The organism is Dyella japonica A8 (genome assembly GCF_000725385.1).
GTDB lineage: Bacteria > Pseudomonadota > Gammaproteobacteria > Xanthomonadales > Rhodanobacteraceae > Dyella > Dyella japonica_C.
Window position 1 is genome coordinate 4,746,817 of the sequence record NZ_CP008884.1, and the last position, 18,495, is coordinate 4,765,311.

15 protein-coding genes are annotated in these 18,495 nt (G+C 66.3%); 3 read left to right on the forward strand and 12 right to left on the reverse strand.

What is annotated here, in order from left to right; all coding sequences use genetic code 11:
- Positions 1–248: 248 nt before the first annotated feature.
- The 8 genes from HY57_RS20260 to HY57_RS20295 form a co-directional block, all read right to left on the reverse strand.
- Positions 249–1,682: a sensor histidine kinase gene (locus tag HY57_RS20260; protein WP_019465860.1), complete on the reverse strand. Its 1,434-nt coding sequence runs from the start codon at positions 1,680–1,682 to the stop codon at positions 249–251.
- Positions 1,679–2,380, reverse strand: coding sequence for a response regulator transcription factor (locus HY57_RS20265; protein WP_026034028.1), 702 nt, complete (start codon positions 2,378–2,380; stop codon positions 1,679–1,681). Before HY57_RS20265 ends, HY57_RS20260 begins: the two co-directional genes overlap by 4 nt.
- 111 nt (positions 2,381–2,491) lie before the next feature.
- Positions 2,492–3,349, reverse strand: coding sequence for an RNA polymerase sigma factor RpoH (rpoH, locus tag HY57_RS20270; protein WP_026034029.1), 858 nt, complete (start codon positions 3,347–3,349; stop codon positions 2,492–2,494).
- Positions 3,350–3,535: 186 nt separating this feature from the next.
- Positions 3,536–4,237 (reverse strand): uracil-DNA glycosylase, encoded by a 702-nt coding sequence (ung, locus tag HY57_RS20275; RefSeq protein WP_019465863.1) that lies wholly within the window; start codon positions 4,235–4,237, stop codon positions 3,536–3,538.
- Positions 4,234–5,076 (reverse strand): response regulator, encoded by an 843-nt coding sequence (locus HY57_RS20280; protein ID WP_038580155.1) that lies wholly within the window; start codon positions 5,074–5,076, stop codon positions 4,234–4,236. The genes ung and HY57_RS20280 overlap by 4 nt, the downstream gene beginning before the upstream one ends.
- Positions 5,077–5,224: 148 nt before the next feature.
- Positions 5,225–6,211, reverse strand: a complete 987-nt coding sequence (gene ftsX, locus HY57_RS20285) for a permease-like cell division protein FtsX (protein ID WP_019465865.1) — start codon at positions 6,209–6,211, stop codon at positions 5,225–5,227.
- Positions 6,208–6,885, reverse strand: a complete 678-nt coding sequence (gene ftsE / locus HY57_RS20290) for a cell division ATP-binding protein FtsE (RefSeq protein WP_019465866.1) — start codon at positions 6,883–6,885, stop codon at positions 6,208–6,210. Before ftsE ends, ftsX begins: the two co-directional genes overlap by 4 nt.
- A gap of 695 nt (positions 6,886–7,580) precedes the next feature.
- A complete protein-coding gene (locus HY57_RS20295) occupies positions 7,581–9,299 on the reverse strand; it encodes a DEAD/DEAH box helicase (RefSeq protein WP_019465867.1) in 1,719 nt (572 codons plus the stop codon).
- A gap of 500 nt (positions 9,300–9,799) precedes the next feature.
- On the opposite strand from HY57_RS20295, the gene trxA reads away from it, so the two are divergent.
- Both trxA and rho read left to right on the forward strand, forming a co-directional pair.
- On the forward strand, positions 9,800–10,126 hold the full coding sequence (gene trxA, locus HY57_RS20300) for a thioredoxin TrxA (protein ID WP_019465868.1): 327 nt from the start codon (positions 9,800–9,802) through the stop codon (positions 10,124–10,126).
- 181 nt (positions 10,127–10,307) lie between these two features.
- Positions 10,308–12,059, forward strand: coding sequence for a transcription termination factor Rho (rho, locus tag HY57_RS20305; protein ID WP_019465869.1), 1,752 nt, complete (start codon positions 10,308–10,310; stop codon positions 12,057–12,059).
- Between the two features lie 52 nt (positions 12,060–12,111).
- Here the strand turns inward: rho and HY57_RS20310 are convergent, their stop codons facing one another.
- The 4 genes from HY57_RS20310 to HY57_RS20325 form a co-directional block, all read right to left on the reverse strand.
- Positions 12,112–13,167 carry a GGDEF domain-containing protein gene (locus tag HY57_RS20310; RefSeq protein WP_158407938.1) on the reverse strand — a complete coding sequence of 352 codons (1,056 nt, stop codon included), beginning with the start codon at positions 13,165–13,167 and terminating at the stop codon, positions 12,112–12,114.
- A 266-nt stretch (positions 13,168–13,433) separates the two neighbouring features.
- Positions 13,434–13,901, reverse strand: a complete 468-nt coding sequence (locus HY57_RS20315; RefSeq protein ID WP_019465871.1) for an SRPBCC family protein — start codon at positions 13,899–13,901, stop codon at positions 13,434–13,436.
- Positions 13,902–13,940: 39 nt separating this feature from the next.
- Positions 13,941–14,201, reverse strand: a complete 261-nt coding sequence (locus HY57_RS20320) for a GlsB/YeaQ/YmgE family stress response membrane protein (RefSeq protein ID WP_019465872.1) — start codon at positions 14,199–14,201, stop codon at positions 13,941–13,943.
- Positions 14,202–14,776: 575 nt separating this feature from the next.
- On the reverse strand, positions 14,777–15,406 hold the full coding sequence (locus HY57_RS20325) for a response regulator transcription factor (protein ID WP_019465873.1): 630 nt from the start codon (positions 15,404–15,406) through the stop codon (positions 14,777–14,779).
- 112 nt (positions 15,407–15,518) lie between these two features.
- On the opposite strand from HY57_RS20325, the gene HY57_RS20330 reads away from it, so the two are divergent.
- The gene (locus HY57_RS20330) at positions 15,519–18,356 is read left to right on the forward strand and encodes a hybrid sensor histidine kinase/response regulator (RefSeq protein WP_081500673.1); all 2,838 of its coding nucleotides are present in this window, start codon (positions 15,519–15,521) and stop codon (positions 18,354–18,356) included.
- Positions 18,357–18,495 lie beyond the last annotated feature (139 nt).

An 18,495-nucleotide genomic window follows, 5' to 3' on the forward strand; every position in this document is an offset into this window, starting at 1 on the left:
TTTCGCACGGGCCCGCTGGCGCAAGGAGGGGCCAGCGGATGAAGATAATTTCATGTTGTTTAATGAAAGCGCGGTACGGGCACGGATGAAGAAATCTTCATGTGGTGCATGCCTGACGTGCTCCCGACTTCATGCCCCGCTACCCCTCACCATCATTCCAATCCTCGCCGGAATGCCGGTGTGGGATTAGGGATGATGAGGGGTGTAAGACGTCGCGCGAGCCCGAGGCGCAGGCTCCTCTGCGCACGTCACACCGTCATCGGCGTGACCTCTGGCACAGAGCGCGACAGGCAGGTGCCCACCTTGTCGTCCGGCCCCAGCGTGTAGCAGTACAAGGTGAGGCGCGCCCCGCTGCTGCCGGTGTCGCCGATATCGAGCGCATAGCCGTGCAGGCGCACGATGGCGCTGACGATGCTCAGGCCCAGGCCCGAACCGCCCGTGGTGCGGCTATTGTCGCCGCGATAGAAACGCCGCGTCACCGCGTCCCGCTCGTCGGCGGGAATGCCCGGGCCGCTGTCGATCACGTCCACGCGCGGGCCGCGCTTGTCCATACTGGCGCGCAGGCTCACCTTGCCGCCCGACGGCGTGAACTTGATCGCGTTGCCGACAAGATTGGCTAGCGCCTCGAACAACAGGTGCGCATCGGCACGCACGGGAGTAAGTGGCTGGATATCCAGCTCGAACGCCTGACCGCGATCCTCCGCCACCGGTGCATAGAACTCGTGCACCTGGCGCAGCACCTGCCCCACGTCCACTTCGTCGAAGCAGGCCGCGCGGTGGCGATCCTCCAGCTCCGACACGCGCAACAGCGCGCGGAAGCGCGTCAGCACTTCGTCGATATCGACGATGCACGACTCCACCAGCGCGGCTTCCGGCTCGCCGTCCAGCTGCTGCTGCGTGCGATAGAGCCGTGCGCGCAGGCGCGTCAGCGGCGTGCGCAGGTCGTGCGCGATGTTGTCGCATACGCCCTTCACTTCATTCATCAGGCGCTCGATTTCGCCCAGCATCGTGTTGACGATGCCGGCCAGCTGGTCGAGTTCATCGCCGCGCCGGCTCACCGGCAAGCGCTTGGACAGGTCGCCCTGGCGGATGGGATCGGTCGCCGCCTGCAGCTCGCGGATGCGTTTTTCCGGGCCGCGACGCAACAGGAAGCCGCCGAGCAGGCCGGGGATGATGGTGAGCGAAAGCCCCCACAGCAGCGCACGACGGATGATCGCGCCGATGCCATCGATGGTGCTGATGTCCTTGGCGATGACGAGGATGTCGCCGTTGGGCAGCGTGGTCGCCAGGCCGCGCGCGCGCACGCGCTCCGCATCGCGGTCGGGTCGTGGCAAGCCGTGTCTCAGCAAATGCACCTGGCCGTCACGCAGCAGCGAGGCCGGCAGATGGTCGATATTGCCCGCTACCGGCTGGTGATCCTTGTCGAACAGCCCCACCGACATGATGCCGTGCGGGTCGATCGCCGCCGCGGCATCCACCGTCGTCGCCAGCCGGGACGGCTCGGTGGAGGCGATGTAGTGCATGCGCTGCTGCAACATCTGGTCGATGACCGTATTGAGGTAACGCGTGGTTTCCCACTGGATCACCCCGACGAGCACCGCGCCCCACACGACGAACAGCGATCCGTAGATCAGGATCAGCCGCGAGGTGGTCGAGTGCCAGCTGTTTGGACGTCCGTTCATGACACCACCGTGGCGGCTTCGTTGGCGGCCGCGATCATGTAGCCGGTGCCACGCACCGTGTGGATCAACGCCGGCTGCCCGGCGCCGTCGATCTTCCGCCGCAAGCGCGCGATGTGCACATCGATCACATTGGTGCCCGGGTCGAAATGGAAGCCCCACACCGTCTCGAAGATCATCGTGCGGGTGAGCACCTGTCCGGAATTGCGCATCAGGAATTCGAGCAGGCGATATTCGGTGGGCAACAGCGTCAGCGGCTGGCCGCCGCGATAGGCCACGTGGCTCACCAGGTCCAGCTCAAGATCGGCCACGCGAAGGCGCTGCACCACGGCCTGCGGCTGGCGTCGGCGTAACAGCACTTCGGCGCGTGCGGACATTTCATCCGGCGCGAAAGGCTTGGTGAGGTAGTCATCGCCACCGGCGCGCAATCCACGCACGCGCTCGTCGACATCGCTCAGCGCGCTGATCATCAGCACCGGCGTGTCGCGTCCCGCGCGGCGCAGCTCGGCCACCACGTCGATGCCGTCCATGCCTGGCAGCATGCGATCGAGTGTAATCAGGTCGTACTCGCGCTGCGTGGCATGCGCCAGGCCGTCGCGACCGTTCGCAACCCAGTCGGCCTGCATGCCGTGCGCACTGAGTTCCGCGACGATCTCGCGCGCGGTGGTTTCGTCGTCTTCGATGACCAGCACTTGGGGCATGGCAGCCATAACACCGTGGATCCAGTGGCGGGAGCGCGGAGTCAGCCATGTCCCCGCAAAGCCAAACGGCCCCGATGGGGGCCGTTTGTCATCTTACGCTGACGTCGAAGATCAGGCGGCGAAAAGGCCGCGCATCTTCTTCATCGCGTTGGCCTCGACCTGGCGGATGCGCTCGGCGGAGACGCCGTATTCGTCCGCAAGATCCTGCAGCGTGGCCTTTTCTTCGTTGAGCCAGCGGCGCTGGATGATGTCGCGCGAGCGCTCGTCCAGGTTCCGCAGCGCCGTGGACAGCGTGTCGAGCTGGTTGTCGGCCTGGTCGGCATCGGCCACGTTGTCGTACGGGTCCGCGCCTTCGTCGATCAGGAACGCTTCCGGCGCCGGCTTGGCATCGTCCTCGGCATCCGCCGGGGCTTCGAAGCCGATGTCACGGCCCGACAGGCGCGATTCCATCTCGCGAACGGTCGCTTCCGGCACGCCCAGATCCTGGGCGACCATGCGCACTTCCTCGGCGTTCATCCAGCCCAGGCGCTTCTTGCTCTTGCGCAGGTTGAAGAACAGCTTGCGCTGCGCCTTGGTCGTGGCGACCTTCACGATGCGCCAGTTGCGCAGGATGAACTCGTGCATTTCGGCACGGATCCAGTGCACGGCGAAGCTCACCAGGCGCACGCCCTGATCGGGGTTGAAACGCTTGACGGCCTTCATCAGGCCAATGTTGCCTTCCTGGATCAGGTCGGCCATCTGCAGGCCGTAGCCGCTGTAGCCGCGAGCCACGTGCACCACGAAGCGCAGGTGGGACATCACCAGCTTGCGGGCCGACTCCAGGTCTTCTTTTTCGTTGTAGCGACGCGACAGCGTCTGCTCCTCGTCCTGGCTGAGCACCGGAATCCGATGGACCGCCGAGATATAGGCATCCAGACTGCCGACGACACTCGGCACCGGCAGGTTGGCGGTCACCAAAGCTTGAGACATGTTGGAACCTCCTGAATAGGGGATCAGCTTAGCACTCGGGTAGTGAGAGTGCTAAAGGCCCCGAAAGGTTCCGGGACCTTTGATGAACTGAATAGTACAGGAATTTGGGGCAACTGTCCAGCGAGGCACCCCAGGGGAGGTGCCACTATGCCGCCCTGTCGGTTCAGCGGCCGTGAAAGGCCGGTTTCAGGCGAGTTCCGAGCGCATGGGCAGGGACCAGTCCACCGGTGCCACCCCTCGGCTCTCCAGGTATTGGTTAGCCGCCGAGAAGTGCCCGCAGCCGATGAAACCGCGGTGCGCTGACAAAGGAGATGGGTGCACGGACCGCAAAATGCAATGCCGGCGGCCATCGATCAGCTGGCCCTTTTTCTGGGCATAGGAACCCCAGAGCATGAACACCAGCCCCTCCCGCTCCCGGTTGAGGGCATCGATGGCGGCATCGGTAAACCCTTCCCAGCCCTTGCCCTGATGGGAGCCGGCCATGCCCTGCTGGACGGTGAGCGTGGCGTTGAGCAGCAGCACGCCCCGGTCTGCCCAGGGGGTCAGGCAGCCGTGGTCGGGGGCCTTGTAGCCCAGGTCCCGGTGAATTTCCTTGAAGATGTTCTGCAGCGACGGCGGCGTCTGCACGCCCGGCCGCACCGAGAAGCACAGCCCATGGGCCTGATTCGGGCCGTGGTACGGGTCCTGCCCCAGGATCACCACCCGCACGGCGTCGAACGGGGTGTGATCGAAAGCGGCGAAGATCTCCGGGCCCGGCGGGTAGATCACCTTGCCGGCATGCTTTTCGTTGCGGAGGAAGTCCGACAGGGACTTCATGTCGGGTCGGGCCAGGTAGTCACCGATGCGGGCCTTCCACGAAGGCTCCAGCTTGATCCGATCCTCGGTCACGCCGCCTCGCCCCGCTCGCGCAGGTGCTGGGAAACGCGCAGCTGGAACAGCAGCTTGGTCATCAGCAGTTTTTCCTCGATGGGTTTCTCGACCAGGTCGTTGGCACCGGCGCGCAGCAGCGCGGCCTGGTTAGCCGGGTTCTCGTCGCCGGTCATCACCAGCACCGGCAACCGGCCCTTGCCATAACCGTATTCGCGCCGGATGCGTTCCAGCAGGTCGCCGCCGGTGAGCTCGCCCTTCAGGCTAACGTCGGTGAGCACGATGTCCGCGCCGACCCTGGAGGCGTCCTTCGCCTTGTCGAGCAGGACCAGCGCGTCCTCCACGCTGACCACGTGGTGCACGGTGAGGCCGTGTTTTTCCAGGATGCGGCGGGTCGCCAGCGCCACCACGCGGCTGTCTTCCACATAGAGCACTTCGCCCTGCGCGGAATCGGCGGGCTTGACGTAGCCGCGGATGAACTCCGCCAACGCCTGGAAACCCAGCGACTTGTCGAAATAGTCGGTGACGTGCTCACCCAGCGTGCGGCTGTGCAGGCGGCCATCCACGTCGCCCGATACCACCACGATGGGCACGTAGGCCTGGGCGGCGGATTCACGCACGTGGCGCGCAAGCTCCAGCCCATCCATGTCGGGCAGGCGCAAGGCAATGGTGATGAAGTCGAAGGCGCCGCCGTCCATCAGTTCCTTGGCTTCCGCGCCGCTGCCGGCGCCCACCACGTCACTGTCCGGCAACTCGCTCTTCAACACGCGGGCGATCAGCTGGCGCACCACCTTGGAGCCATCCACCACCAGCACCCTGGGCGCCGTTCCTACTGCTCGACTGCTGAAACTTCCACTCATCCCCGATCACCCACGTGTTGGCCGACGCTCCCTGCCGACACCTTGCCGACGCCCCCTCCGGGCGCCGGGCTACCTCGCGCCGGCATGCTGCACCATGCGCGCAAACCTTGCATGACCTTGTTGCGCCGGGCGTGAGCCCGCGCACGCTTCAGACGGCTTTGCGCAGCTGCCACGCACTGACCAGCCGGGCGCCCAGCCAGCCGAGCACGGCCGCTGCCACCGGCACGGCACCGAGCAACCACAGGGGCAAGGCGTCCACCTGCAGCTTGCCTGCGTAAACCTGTCCCAGCCGCTGCACCGGTTCGGCCAGCGCCAGTTCGACCAGCACGGCAAAGCCGACCGCCAGCACGCCGCTGAGCAAGCCGTACCAGATGCCGGCATAAAGATACGGACGGCGCACGAAGGCGCGGCTGGCGCCCACCAGCATGAGCACGCCGATTTCCTCGGTACGGCTGGCGATATCCACACGCACCGTATTGCCCACGACCAGCAGCACGGCCACCGCCAGCAGCGCAGCCAGAATCATCACGATGCGCTGGCCCACGCCCAGCATGGCTTCCAGGCGCTGCCGCCAGGTTCCGCCATCCTGCACCTGGTCCACGCCCTGCATGCCGCGCATGTCGGCCACGAGATGATCGACGCTGTCGGCGCTCGCGCCCGGACGGGGCTGCACTTCCAGCACGAACGGCAGCGGATTGGCGTCCAGCGTGTGCAGCGCACCGGAGAAACCCTGCATCTTCGCCAGCTCGTCCATGCCCTGGTCGGGGGACTTCACCTTGACGTCCGCGACCTCACTGCGTTCGCGCAGCTTCTTGGCCATCATGTCCGCCGAGGACACGCCCTGCCCCGGCTGCATGAACACGCTGATGGTCTGGTTCTGGCCCAGCGCGTCACCCATCTTCTGCAGGTTGCCCAGCACCAGATAGAAGGTCAGCGGCAAGGCCAGCGCGATGGCCATGACGGCGACGGTAAGCAGGGTGCCCACCGGTCGCGACATCAGGCGGCGCAGGCTGGCCATGGCGCTCCAGCCGTGATGCTCGCGCCAGCTCGCCACGGGGCGCGCCTTGGTGCGGATACCGCGCGACTGGTCGGAAAGCAGCGGGCTTTCCATCGGGAATTCAGGCTGCGTGCTCATAGCACCTCCTGTGCGGCCACGTCGGCGACGAGGCGGCCGTGGTCGAGCACGATCACGCGCTTCTTCATCTTCTTGATCAACGGCAGGTCGTGGCTGGCGATCAGCACGGTGGTGCCCACGCCCTGGAATTCGGCGAACAAGCCCATGATCTCCACGGCGAGCGTGGGGTCGAGGTTGCCGGTGGGTTCGTCGGCGATCAGCAGCATCGGCTTGGCGACAATGGCGCGGGCGATGCCCACGCGCTGCTGCTCACCGGCGGACAACGTGGCCGGGAGCTGGCGCTCGTAGGAAAGCAGGCCCACCTTCTCCAGCGCCGCGCGCACACGCTTGCTGCGTTCATGGGGCGCCATGCCGCCGATCATCAGCGGCAACTCGACGTTGGCGAACACGGTGCGATCCATCAGCAGGCGATGGTCCTGGAACACCATGCCGACGCGGCGGCGCAACTTGGGAATACCGGCGCGCCCCACCTTGGCGAGGTTCTGCCCCTCCAGCGTGACGACGCCGTGCGAGGGTCGCTCGATCAGGCCCAGCAGTTTGAGCAGCGTGCTCTTGCCGGCACCGGAGTGGCCGGTGACGAAGGCCATCTCACCTGCTGCCACCTCGAAAGAGAGTTGCGACAGGGCCTCGTGGCCACCTTCATAGCGTTTGCTGACTTGGTCGAAGCGGATCACCGCGTGTCCCCGATCCTGGATGACGGAAGGATAAGGGATGCACGCGTGAAGGTCAGTTGGTTTATGTCGCCATGCTGGGGAGGATTCAGCCCGGGAGCAGCTCGCTTCATCGAAGCCGTCATTCCGGCGCCCCACGGGGACTAGCTTTGCGTCGAAGGCCGGAAGCCAGTGGCGTCAACCTTCAGTCGGGCGATGGATCTCATCGCCTTTTCACTGGACCGGGGCGCTGGGTCCCGGCCTGCGCCGGGACGACGATCAAGAGCGTGCTGTGGCGCTCCATGCTCGGAGAAGCAGCGCCCGAACGCGCCTCATCGAAGCCGTCATTCCGGCGCAGGCCGGAATCCAGTAGCGTCAGCCTTCAGTGAGGCGATGGATCTCATCGCCTTTTCACTGGACCGGGGCGCTGGGTCCCGGCCTGCGCCGGGACGACGATCAAGAGCGGGCCGTGGCGCTCCATGCTCGGAGAAGCAGCGCCCGAACGCGCCTCATCGAAGCCGTCATTCCGGCGCCCCGCGGGGACTAGCTTTGCGTCGCAGGCCGGAAGAGCTTCTCAACAGCGAAGCTGGTCATCCAGTGGCGTCAGCCTTCAGTCAGGCGATGGATCTCATCGCCTTTTCACTGGACCGGGGCGCTGGGTCCCGGCTTGCGCCGGGACGACGATCAAGAGCGCGCCGTGGCGCTCCATTCCCCGAGCATCAGTGCCCGAAGAAGAAGCGGCTCACGCGACGGAAGAAGCCGAGCTTCTCCGGCGCCGGCTGTTCGGCCGGCTTGGTCGAGGTGATGGCCACGTGGCGCGAGGGACGGGCATGGTTGTTGTCGCCGTTGCCACGCTCACGCGGCGGACGACGCTCACCGCGCGGCTCGCGCTGACCCTCGTTCGCGGTGTTGCTGCCAGCGCCTTGGGCGGCCGGTGCCTCGCCGCCTTCGCGGCGACGGTTGCGGCCACCACGACGGCGGCGGCGCTTGCGCTCCACGCCATCGGCCGACTCGCCCGGTGCGGGGACCGGGGCAGCCTCGGTTTTCACCGGGGCTTCCGCACCCTCAGCGGGAGCGTCGGCACGCGGCTTCCGCGGCTCACGCGGCTTATCGCTGCGCGGACGATCGCCACCGCGGCCACCGCCGCTGCGCGAACCCTTGCGCGGCGAGCCGTCTTTCTCGCGCTGCTCGACCTTGTCGCCAAAGGCCGCGCTGTCGGCGGCAACGTCGGCCATGTACTGGGCGTCCTGCTCGCGCGGCTTGGGCATCACCAGCATGTCGGCCTCGATATTGGCCACCGGGATGCGCTGGCCAATATAGGTTTCGATATCCGGCAGGCTCATCGCATACAGGTCGCAGGCGAAGCTGATCGCGTCGCCCTCCGCGCCGAGGCGCGCGGTACGGCCGATGCGGTGCACGTAGTCTTCGGCATCCTGCGGCAGGTCGTAGTTGAACACGTGGCTGACCGCCGGGATGTGCAGGCCGCGCGCGGCAACGTCAGTGCACACCAGGATGTCCAGCTGGCCTTCCTGGAAGCGCTGCAAGAGCTTCTGGCGCTTGAGCTGCGGCACATCGCCCGACAGTGCACCCACGCGGTAACCCTGGCGCTTCAGGCGGTCGGTGATCTTTTCCGCGGCGGCCTTGGTGTTGACGAAGATGATGCTGCGCGTGGGCGTGGTGCGCTCAAGCAGGTTGAGCAGCAGCGGCATCTTCTCTTCCTTGGCCGGGAAGTAGACGACCTGGCGCACGCGGTCAGCGGTGACGTTGTCCGTCTCCACTTCCAGCTTCTCGGCGTTGTGCATGTGCTCGTAGGCCAGCTCCAGCACGCGGTGGCTGAGCGTGGCGGAGAACAGCAGCACCTGGCGCTGCTCACGCGTCGGCAGGCGGCGGAAGATGAAGCGCACGTCCTTGATGAAGCCAAGGTCGAACATGCGGTCCGCCTCGTCGATCACCATCACTTCCACGCCTTCGAAGCCGAACACGTGCTGTTTGTAGTAGTCGAGCAGGCGGCCCGGCGTGGCGATGATGATGTCGCAGCCGTCCTTGAGCTGCTGGCGCTGCTTGTCATAGTCCACGCCGCCATAGATAAGCGCCGTGCGCAGGCCGGTGTGGCGGCCGATGGACTTGGCGTCCTTCTCGATCTGGATGGCCAGCTCGCGGGTCGGCGCAATGACCAGGGCGCGCGGGTCGCTGTCCTTGCGCTCGGCTACGGCCGGCGTGGTCAGCAGGCGATTCATCATCGCCACCAGGAAGGCGCAGGTCTTGCCCGTGCCCGTCTGTGCCTGGCCGGCGACGTCGCGACCCGTCAGCGCGACCGGCAGGGTCAGCGCCTGGATCGGCGTGCAGCGGGTGAAACCCGCCTCGTCGAGGCCTTTCTGGAGCAGCGGATGGAGGTCGAAGTTGGTGAAAAAAGTATCAGTGAGAACAGTCTGAGACATTGCTATTGGGTGTCTTGGTGCAGACAGCGCCCCAGGGGCGGCCGCCTGGCTCCTTGCCGGTGAGACGCAAACAAGGAACGGGTGGATGGTCGGCGCGGCCGGGACGTGGCGGCAGGCGGGATCCGGATCGGATCGCGCATGCCCGCGGCACGTGTCCTTGGCTGGGCCGGCGGGAGCGGCGGCGTGCGACGGCTCCGCTGGCATAGGTCAAAGGACTGCAATGGCTAAGCCACTGACAATCAAGGAAAACCCTTTCACCTATGTCAACGGAACCATCCCTGGCCACCTGTAGGAGACCGGCGCATTCAATATGCAGAATGCGCCTACAGCCTCCCTTGAATCGCTTGAATCGTGCCCCGAGTTACGTTGGAATGGAGGCCTGCCGCAACGGCCAAAAGACTTCCTTCCGGTACGACCCCGCGCTTCATGGGCGCCCCAGTGTAGCCGATGCTGGGCGCGCGGTCGTGAAACCCTTACCCGCCTTACCTTCGGAGACCCCGGTGAGCGACCTGATTACCCATGTGAGCGATGACGCCTTTGAGCAGGAAGTGCTCAATTCCGATACCCCTGTCCTGCTGGACTTCTGGGCGGAGTGGTGCGGCCCGTGCAAGGCCATCGCCCCGATCCTCGATGAGCTGGCCCAGCAGTACCAGGGCAAGCTGCGCATCGCGAAGATCAACATCGACCACAACCAGAAGACGCCCCGCAACTATGGCGTGCGCGGCATCCCGACCCTGATGGTGTTCAAGAACGGCAAGGTCGAGGCCACCCAGATCGGCGCCGTCAGCAAGGGCGCGCTGACCCAGATGATCGACAAGGCCATCTAAGGCCGTCTCAGAAATTTCCGCTCCGGAAAAACTTTTCTGAATTTTGCCGGCCGCGGCGCTTTACGCCGCCGCGGACCCGGTGCTAGATTTCATGCGTCCGCTGGGACAGTCCTGTCCCCCGCGCCGTCCGCGCAACGCAACCTTCCCTCCTTTTTCAACGGCGCCCCGCAGAGGTTTGCCCGTGTCTGATATCGAAAGCAAAGAAACCAACGACGCCAAGGGCGCCGAAGCCAAGCCTGTGGCTGAAACCCGCACGCGCGCGCCGCGCAAATCCGCTGCAGCTGCCGCGGCTGCTGCCGAAAAGGCCGACAAGCAGCCGCAGCTCGACATGCCGCCGCTGCCGCCGATCGAGCGCGCCGCACCGGCCGAGCCTGCCCCTGCCCCGGCCGCCGAATCGGCGCCGCAGAACGACGGTGGCCAGCGCCAGCCGCAGGAAGCCCGTGAGGGTGGCCAGCAGCAGGGCGGCCAGCAGAACGGTGGCAACCCGAATTTCAACAACCGCAACGACCGCAATGACCGTGACGGTCGTGGTCGCCGCCGTCGTCACGAGCGCAACCAGCAGCGTGGCCAGGGCGGCGGTGGCGGTGGCGGCAACAATCCGCAGCACCCGCGCAACAACAATGGCCTGCCGGTGGACGACGACTACGCCGATGCCGGCAGCAGCGACCGCCTGATCAACCTCACCGAGCTCAAGCGCAAAAATGCGATCCAGCTGGTGGAGTTCGCCGAATCGCTCGGCATCCAGGAAGGCGTGGCGCGCGCGCGCAAGCAGGACGTGATCTTCTCCATCCTCAAGGCGCACGCCCGCTCCGGCGGCGGCATCTGGGCGGAGGGCGTGCTGGAAATCCTGCAGGACGGCTTCGGCTTCCTGCGCTCGGCGGATGAGTCCTACCTGGCCGGCCCGGACGACATCTACGTGTCGCCCAGCCAGATCCGCCGCTTCAACCTGCGTACCGGCGACTACATCACCGGACGCGTGCGCCATCCGAAGGAAGGCGAGCGTTACTTCGCGATGCTCAAGGTCGACGACATCAACGGCGATCCGCCGGAGGCGTCGAAGAACAAGATGCTGTTCGAGAACCTGACGCCGCTGTTCCCGCGCAAGGCGTTCAAGCTCGAGCGCGGCAATGGTTCGACCGAAGACATCACCGGCCGCATCCTTGACCTCGTCGCGCCGATCGGCCGCGGCCAGCGTGGCCTCATCGTCTCCCAGCCGAAATCCGGTAAGACGATGATGCTGCAGAACATCGCGCAGGCCATCCAGTACAACCATCCGGACGTCCATCTGATCATGCTGCTGATCGATGAGCGCCCGGAAGAAGTGACGGAAATCGCCCGCACGGTGCGTGCGGAAGTGATCTCCTCGACCTTCGACGAGCCGGCCGTGCGCCACGTGCAGGTGGCCGAAATGGTGATCGAGCGCGCCAAGCGCCTGGTCGAGCACAAGAAGGACGTGGTGATCCTGCTGGACTCCATCACGCGCCTGGCCCGTGCCTACAACACCGTGGTGCCCAGCTCCGGCAAGGTGCTCACCGGTGGTGTGGACGCCAACGCCCTGCAGCGCCCCAAGCGCTTCTTCGGCGCCGCGCGTAACGTGGAAGAAGGCGGCAGCCTGACCATCATCGCCACCGCGCTGACCGACACCGGCAGCAAGATGGACGAGGTGATCTACGAAGAGTTCAAGGGCACCGGCAACATGGAAGTGCACCTGTCCCGCCGCATCGCCGAGAAGCGTGTGTACCCGGCCATCGACATCAACCGCTCCGGCACCCGCCGCGAGGATCTGCTGATCGAGCCGGACCTGCTCTCCAAGATCTGGATCCTGCGCAAGCTGCTGCATCCGATGGACGAGCTGGCCGCGATGGAGTTCATGCTCGACAAGATGAAGAACACCAAGTCCAACGACGAGTTCTTCAACTCGATGAAGCGCTGATCACCGCGCGCCATCGACCGCACAAAGGCCGCCCTCGGGCGGCCTTTGTCGTTCAGGGCATCGCTGGATACACGCAGACGGTATTACGTCCCGCCGCCTTCGCCGCGTACAGCGCGCGATCCGCGCAATGCAGCAGGGCTTCGCGACTGCCCAGGCGGGACGGCGGAAGATCCTCCAGGCTCGCCACGCCGATGCTCATCGTCACGCGCTGGTACGGGCTGCCCGGATGCCAGATGGCGAGCTCGCGTATTGCCTGCAGGATGTGCCCGGCCACGACCTGTGCGCCGGCTGCATCGGTATCCGGCAGGATGGCGATGAACTCCTCGCCACCATAGCGGCCGACCAGGTCGCCCTGACGGCGGATGCAGCCCCGCAGCCGCGTCGCGATGGCGCGCAGGCATTCGTCGCCGCGCTGATGGCCCACGTGGTCGTTGTAGGACTTGAAGCAGTCGACATCCATCATCAGCAGCGACAGGGCCGCGCCGTTGCGCATGCACCGCGTCGCTTCCGCCGCGATGGCATCGTCCAGGCGGCGACGATTGGCCAGTCCGGTGAGATGGTCATGGCTGGCGTGGAATTGCCAGTGGCGGCGCGCCTGCTCGGAGGCCTCCTCCATGCGTTTGCGCACCGTGATGTCGACGAGCGCGGAAGTGACGCCGAGCACGCCGCCATCCTCGCCGCGCACGGCCTGCAGGGCGACGAGGAAATACCGGCCATGGCAGGCCACCTCGCGCTCCGTCACGTCGAAGCCTGCATCGAAGCTGGCGATGTCCCTGCGCAGCTGCTCCTCCGCACCGGGCAGATACTCGCCGACCCGGCGCCCGATGATGTCTGCCGGCGTCAGTCCAAGCACCGCCGCGTAAGCCCCATTGGCGCCCACATAGCAGCCATCGCGATCAATCACGCCCAGGGCCACGGGCACGGCGTCGTACAAGGCCTGCAACGAGGCGGCCAGCGGACCGATCAACATGCTGGCGTCGAAATGTTCCGGCGCGGATCCCTGGCCACGCTCCGCGCGCAGTTTGAGGGAAGGGGCGCCGATGTACACCGGCTGCGGCCCATGGCGACGCTTCGCCTGCGCACGAATGGCGTGCCTGCGCGAACGCATCAGGGCAGCCGCCCTGCGTGAGCCGCGGGACCAGCGGGTCTGCCATTTGAAACTTCGCTTGACCATCTCACTTCTCCAGCGGGTCCACCCGAAGCACGGCCACGCTCCGGCGGAGCGTCCATGCGGGGGACGACGGGCAGGCGCGGAGGCGCGACAGGAACACCGTGGTGTGAAGACTGGGGACGCGCGGTGAGCCGGGAGGCGCCCTGCTGATTGCCCAGGGAAGATCTTGCTCAAGGAGACGTCAGGCGGGAATCAGAAAAGTCCTACCGAGGGGACATGACCACCAAATCCTCCGGCGCGGCCAGCAGGCAGCGTCGCAGTGCGTGCACGGTCCCGGCCACATGGCGATCCAGCAGGCGACGGATCAGCGGCAGCGACCATCGCGCGAGCCAACTGGTGGGCGTGACCTGCACCGTGTGCGTGAGGTAGGTTCCTTCGCCACGCGGCGACAGGGAAAAATCGAGCGCCACGTGGATGAAGCGGCCCGCATATTCACAGGCAAGGCTGCGCCGGGGCTCGCGCGCGACGATGGCGCCGGTCAGCACGCCATGGCGTGTCACGCCCTGGTAAACGCAGCGCAGGGCGTCGCCCACGGCGTTCTCGCCACCGTGGTACTTCTGCACCCGGATGCAGCGATCCAGCCATCGATGCATCGACGCCACGTCGTCCACCAGCGCGAACACCTCGCCGGGTTCGCGTGGCACGAAGACGCTCTGGCGGCGCAGCGCCACTGTCGGCTTATCCCTCACGGCCGGTGCACGGCGAAGACGTCAGTGCATCCACTGCTTGAGCATGCGCAGCATCACCAGCAACACCACCGCGCCCAGCGTCGCCACCACCAGGGAGATGACGAAACCGCCACCCACGGCGAAGCCAGCGACGTGGGCAGCCCACCCGCCAAGGCAGGCGCCGAGTACGCCGATGAGAATGTCGATGAACAGGCCATAGCCGCTGCCCTTCACCATCAGGCCCGCAAACCAACCGGCCAGCGCGCCGATGATGAGCCACACCAGCAGACTGTGTTCCGCCATAGATCGACCTCTCCCGTGACATGGACTGTACGCGGCGCCTCGTGGCGCGCGCAGCGCGGCCCTCGCGACGTTCCGCAAGGGCGCAGAGGCTGCCGGGCCACGGCCTGCATTCCAGTGAATGCAGGCCGTGGACAACGGGCGGCCCTTACCTAAGATCCCGACAAACCGATCAGGGGTGGCGCGGTTTGTCGCCGGCGTACTCACCGACACATGTCATCCATGACATGCGGGAAACCCCCATGGGAATCGCGTCGCGCGGCGAGCGGTAAACCCCATGTTCGTGGGGGGCATTGGACGATGTGCGACGCGCGGGCGGAATCAGAACATTCCTACTCGGGTCATTTTGCGCGGGACAAGGGCCCTGGGTATGGCATCTGTTCACGATCACCCTCGCCTCTCAAATTTCCTCACCGTCATTCCCGCGAAAGCGGGAATCCAGTGCCTTGAGCCTTTGGGCACCACGGGAAAAAGGCACTGGATTCCCGCTTTCGCGGGAATGACGGTGAGGGGAGCTGGGAGCTGGATGCTGGAGCTGGAGCTGGAGCTGGAGCTGGAGCTGGATTCTGATCAGCCGCTTAGAGCAAGCCAATGGACCGGGCGTAGTCGTACAGCTGCTTATCGCTCTCGAGATTCAGCTTGCGCATGGCATCGCGCTTCTGCTGGCTGATGGTCTTCACGCTGCGTTCCAGCCGTCGAGCGATTTCCGACACGGTAAGCCCCTGCGCAAGGAAACGGATCACCTCGACCTCGCGACGCGACATGACGGGCTCGCCACCGGTCGGGTACATGCCTTCGATCTGCCGCCGCATGCGCTCGCTGAGGTAGCTTCGCCCCGCACGGATCATGTCGATGGCCAGCATCAGCTCCTTGGCCATCGCCATCTTGTCCACCACGCCACGCACGCCCATGCCCACCATGTTCTGCACCAGCGCCGGATTGCGCAGCATGGTGAGCACCAGGATGGGCAGCCCCGGATGGAGTTCGCGCACGCGCTGCAGCAGGGACAGGCCGTCGTAGCCTTCGATGTCCGCTGGCATGGAAAAGTCGGTGATCAGCAGGTCGCAGGGGGTTCGCGCCAGCCGCTCCAACAGCTCCTGGCCATTGCGTGCCTCGCCGACGACCTCCAGCCCGTTGCCGTAGTCGCGAAGCGAGGTCTTCAGCCCGATCAGGACGACCGGATGATCATCGGCGATTATGACCCGCACCCTTCGCTCCTACATATCCTTCCACTGCAAACAGCACATACCTGACGATCTTTGATGCAATGTCCGGCTTGATGATGACTGCCGTTTGTGGCTGCCCTGCTTCAAAGGTAGCATGAACGCCCAACCATTCAGCCGCATGGATTTTCCTGCCGACCGGGCCAGCGCGATGCTTACCGTCGTTCGTTCCAGCCCGGATCCAGGGCCTGCCACCGCCAAGCCATGCCGCCATGCTCCAGCCCTGGGCGTGCTGGCCATGCCCTGGTTCAGCAACGAGGCCACCGCGCTTTCGCCGGTCGCCGTGGTCGTCACCATCCTGCTGATGGCAACGGCCGTGCTGGCCTTTGTGCTGACGTGGCTGCTGCAGGCGCAGGTACGGCGAAACCGGCAGCTGAAGGCGCAGTTGCAGGCGCAACAGGCGCTCCAGCAAGCCACGCTCGATGCGCTGCCGTTCCCCGTCATGCTGCATGGGATAGACGGACAGGCAGTCGCCGCCAACCCGCCCGGGCGTGCGGTGGCCGCGCGCAACGAGGCCGTCGCCGATCCGATCCGCAGCACGGTGTTCATCGCGCGCAAAGACCAGGTGCTGCAAGGCGAAACGCTGCGGCACGACCTGGACATCGTCACACCCGATGGCGAAACGCACGCGTCGCAGCTGTGGATACACGCTCTGCGCGACGAGCGCGGGCAGGCGCGCGGCTACGCCAGCACGCTGCTGGACGTCAGCGAATTCCGCGACGCCGAACAGGCCGCGCGGCAGACCGAGCAACGCCTGGGTGACATGGCGCAGCGCATGCCAGTAGTGGTGATCGCAATGCGCATCGCCTCGCCGGGCGCCGCGCAGGTCGCGTTCCTGGCGGGCGATGCACGTGCGCTATTCAACATCGACGCGGGCGAGCTGCGCGATCCCGACGATGCCTTCCGGCTCGATGCCTTGCGCGAGCGCATCCACCCTGACGACTGGCCGGCGTTGTCGCCCCTGCTGTCACCCGGCGACGACTCAGCGGCCACGCGCGCGGTGGACTTCCGCGCGTTCGGCCTCGATGGCCTGCGCTGGGTGCACGCCACCTTCGCCAGCCGCCGCATGGCGGACGGCAGCCTGGGCCTGATGGGTTATTTCATCGACACCACTGAGCAGAACCTGCGCAGCGAAGCGCTGCGCATCGCCCGCGACGTCGCCGAACGCGCCTCCAAGGCGAAGGCGGATTTCCTTGCCGCCATGAGCCATGAGATCCGCACGCCCATGAACGGCGTCATCGGCATGCTGGAATTGCTGGGCCGCACACCGGTGAACGGTGAACAGCGCGAGCTGCTGCGCGCGGTAGACGAATCCGCCAGCGCGTTGCTGCAGATCCTCAACGACATCCTGGATTTCTCCAAGCTCGAGGCAGGCGACCTGCGGCTCGACGCGGCACCGTTCGATGCACGCCAGTGGCTGGATGGCGCGGTCGCCACGATGGCGGTGGCGGCACGCGCGAAGGGGCTGGATCTTCGCCTTGCCACGGATGCGGCGGTGGCAGGCCAGCTTCGTGGTGACGGCCAGCGCCTGCGGCAGATTTTGATCAACCTGCTCAACAACGCCATCAAGTTCACCGATCGCGGCAGTGTCAGCGCCACGCTGAACGTGCTGGGCGACAACGGCGCGCAACAGCATCTCGCGCTGAGCGTCACCGATACCGGCATCGGTATCGCGAAGGACAAGCAGGACACCCTGTTCAAGCCGTTCGCCCAGGCCGAAACCTGGACCAGCCGCCGCTACGGCGGCACCGGGCTCGGACTGGCCATCTGCCAACAGCTCGTGCAACTGATGGATGGCAACATCGAGCTGCGCAGCGAGGAAGGCGTGGGCACGACCGTCACTGTGCAGTTGCGGCTGCCCGTGGCGGAGCGCGCCACCGACGCGCCCGCCAGCCTGCACGGCCGGCACGCCGTCGTGCGGCTGGCATCCGCCCCGACCGCCAGCGCGCTGGAACAGTACCTGCGTGCCGCGGGCATGAGCGTCGAGCGCATCGAGCCGACGACACCGCTGCGTGCCGGGATGGCGGCCAGCCTGCTCTTCATCGACGCGGCCGATGATGAAAGCGCCCACCAGATCCACGCACGCGTGGTCGTCGTCGCCGACGAGCCGACGCCAACCGATGCCGACGTCACCTGGCTGGGCGCGCAGCCGCTGACCTGGCGAGCCGTGATCAGCGCCTGCCTGCACGCACTGGAACTGGAAGAACCCCGCCACTGGCGCGACCACCCTTCCGCCGGCAACGTACCCGCGCTGCGCGGGCGCGTGCTGGTGGTCGAGGACCATCCCGTCAGCCAGCGCCTGATCGCCCGCCAGCTCGCCCTGCTGGGCCTCGCCAGCGAGGTCGTGGACAACGGCCACGACGCCCTTGAGATGCTGACCGACGGTGGCTATGCCCTGCTGCTGACCGACTGCAACATGCCACGCATGAGCGGCCATGAGCTGGCCCGTGCATGGCGCGCCCACGAGGCGGATGCCGGCGCGTCGCACCGGCTGCCCATCCTGGCGATGACGGCCAGCGCGCTGAGCAGCGAAACAGCGCGCGCGAAAGACGCGGGCATGGACGACGTACTCAGCAAGCCGCTGCAGCTGGCCACGCTCAGCCGCAAGCTCGCCCAGTGGCTGGACCCCACAACCCTGCCGACCCGCGATGCCCCTCCCCCGCAGCACGACCTGCGCGACCTGCTGGCGCAGGAAACCGAGCGCGACCTGCACGACCTGGGGCAACACGCGGCCCGGCACGACCTGACCGCCGCCCGCCAGTCCCTGCATCGCCTACTGGGCGTCCTGCCCTTGCTGGGCGACGTGGCCCTGGCCCAGGAAGGGGAACGCCTTTACGAGGCCCTGCATGGCCCGGACAGCGGGAGCGCCCTGACCGGCGTCGCCGGGTTCTCCGACCGGCTGGCCCGGCGGCTGGCGATGCCGGATCGCCCCTGAACGCCTATGTGACGGTCTTGGCATTTTGCCGACCCGTCCACGACAATAGCCGCGCTGCAAGTCGCTGCGTCGCTTCGGGAAAACGGAAACCCGGCCGGCGATGCGGAAGGGAGTGACGGCAGCACGGGGGTGCACCAGG

What these genes read in the sequence shown, in the direction of transcription:
- HY57_RS20260 (WP_019465860.1), bottom strand. Translation starts at nt 1,682, where the DNA reads ATGAACGGACGTCCAAACAGCTGGCACTCGACCACCTCGCGGCTGATC.
- HY57_RS20265 (WP_026034028.1), bottom strand. Translation starts at nt 2,380, where the DNA reads ATGCCCCAAGTGCTGGTCATCGAAGACGACGAAACCACCGCGCGCGAG.
- rpoH (WP_026034029.1), bottom strand. Translation starts at nt 3,349, where the DNA reads ATGTCTCAAGCTTTGGTGACCGCCAACCTGCCGGTGCCGAGTGTCGTC.
- HY57_RS20280 (WP_038580155.1), bottom strand. Translation starts at nt 5,076, where the DNA reads ATGAGTGGAAGTTTCAGCAGTCGAGCAGTAGGAACGGCGCCCAGGGTG.
- ftsX (WP_019465865.1), bottom strand. Translation starts at nt 6,211, where the DNA reads ATGAGCACGCAGCCTGAATTCCCGATGGAAAGCCCGCTGCTTTCCGAC.
- HY57_RS20295 (WP_019465867.1), bottom strand. Translation starts at nt 9,299, where the DNA reads ATGTCTCAGACTGTTCTCACTGATACTTTTTTCACCAACTTCGACCTC.
- HY57_RS20310 (WP_158407938.1), bottom strand. Translation starts at nt 13,167, where the DNA reads ATGCGTTCGCGCAGGCACGCCATTCGTGCGCAGGCGAAGCGTCGCCAT.
- HY57_RS20320 (WP_019465872.1), bottom strand. Translation starts at nt 14,201, where the DNA reads ATGGCGGAACACAGTCTGCTGGTGTGGCTCATCATCGGCGCGCTGGCC.
- HY57_RS20330 (WP_081500673.1), top strand. Translation starts at nt 15,519, where the DNA reads ATGAACGCCCAACCATTCAGCCGCATGGATTTTCCTGCCGACCGGGCC.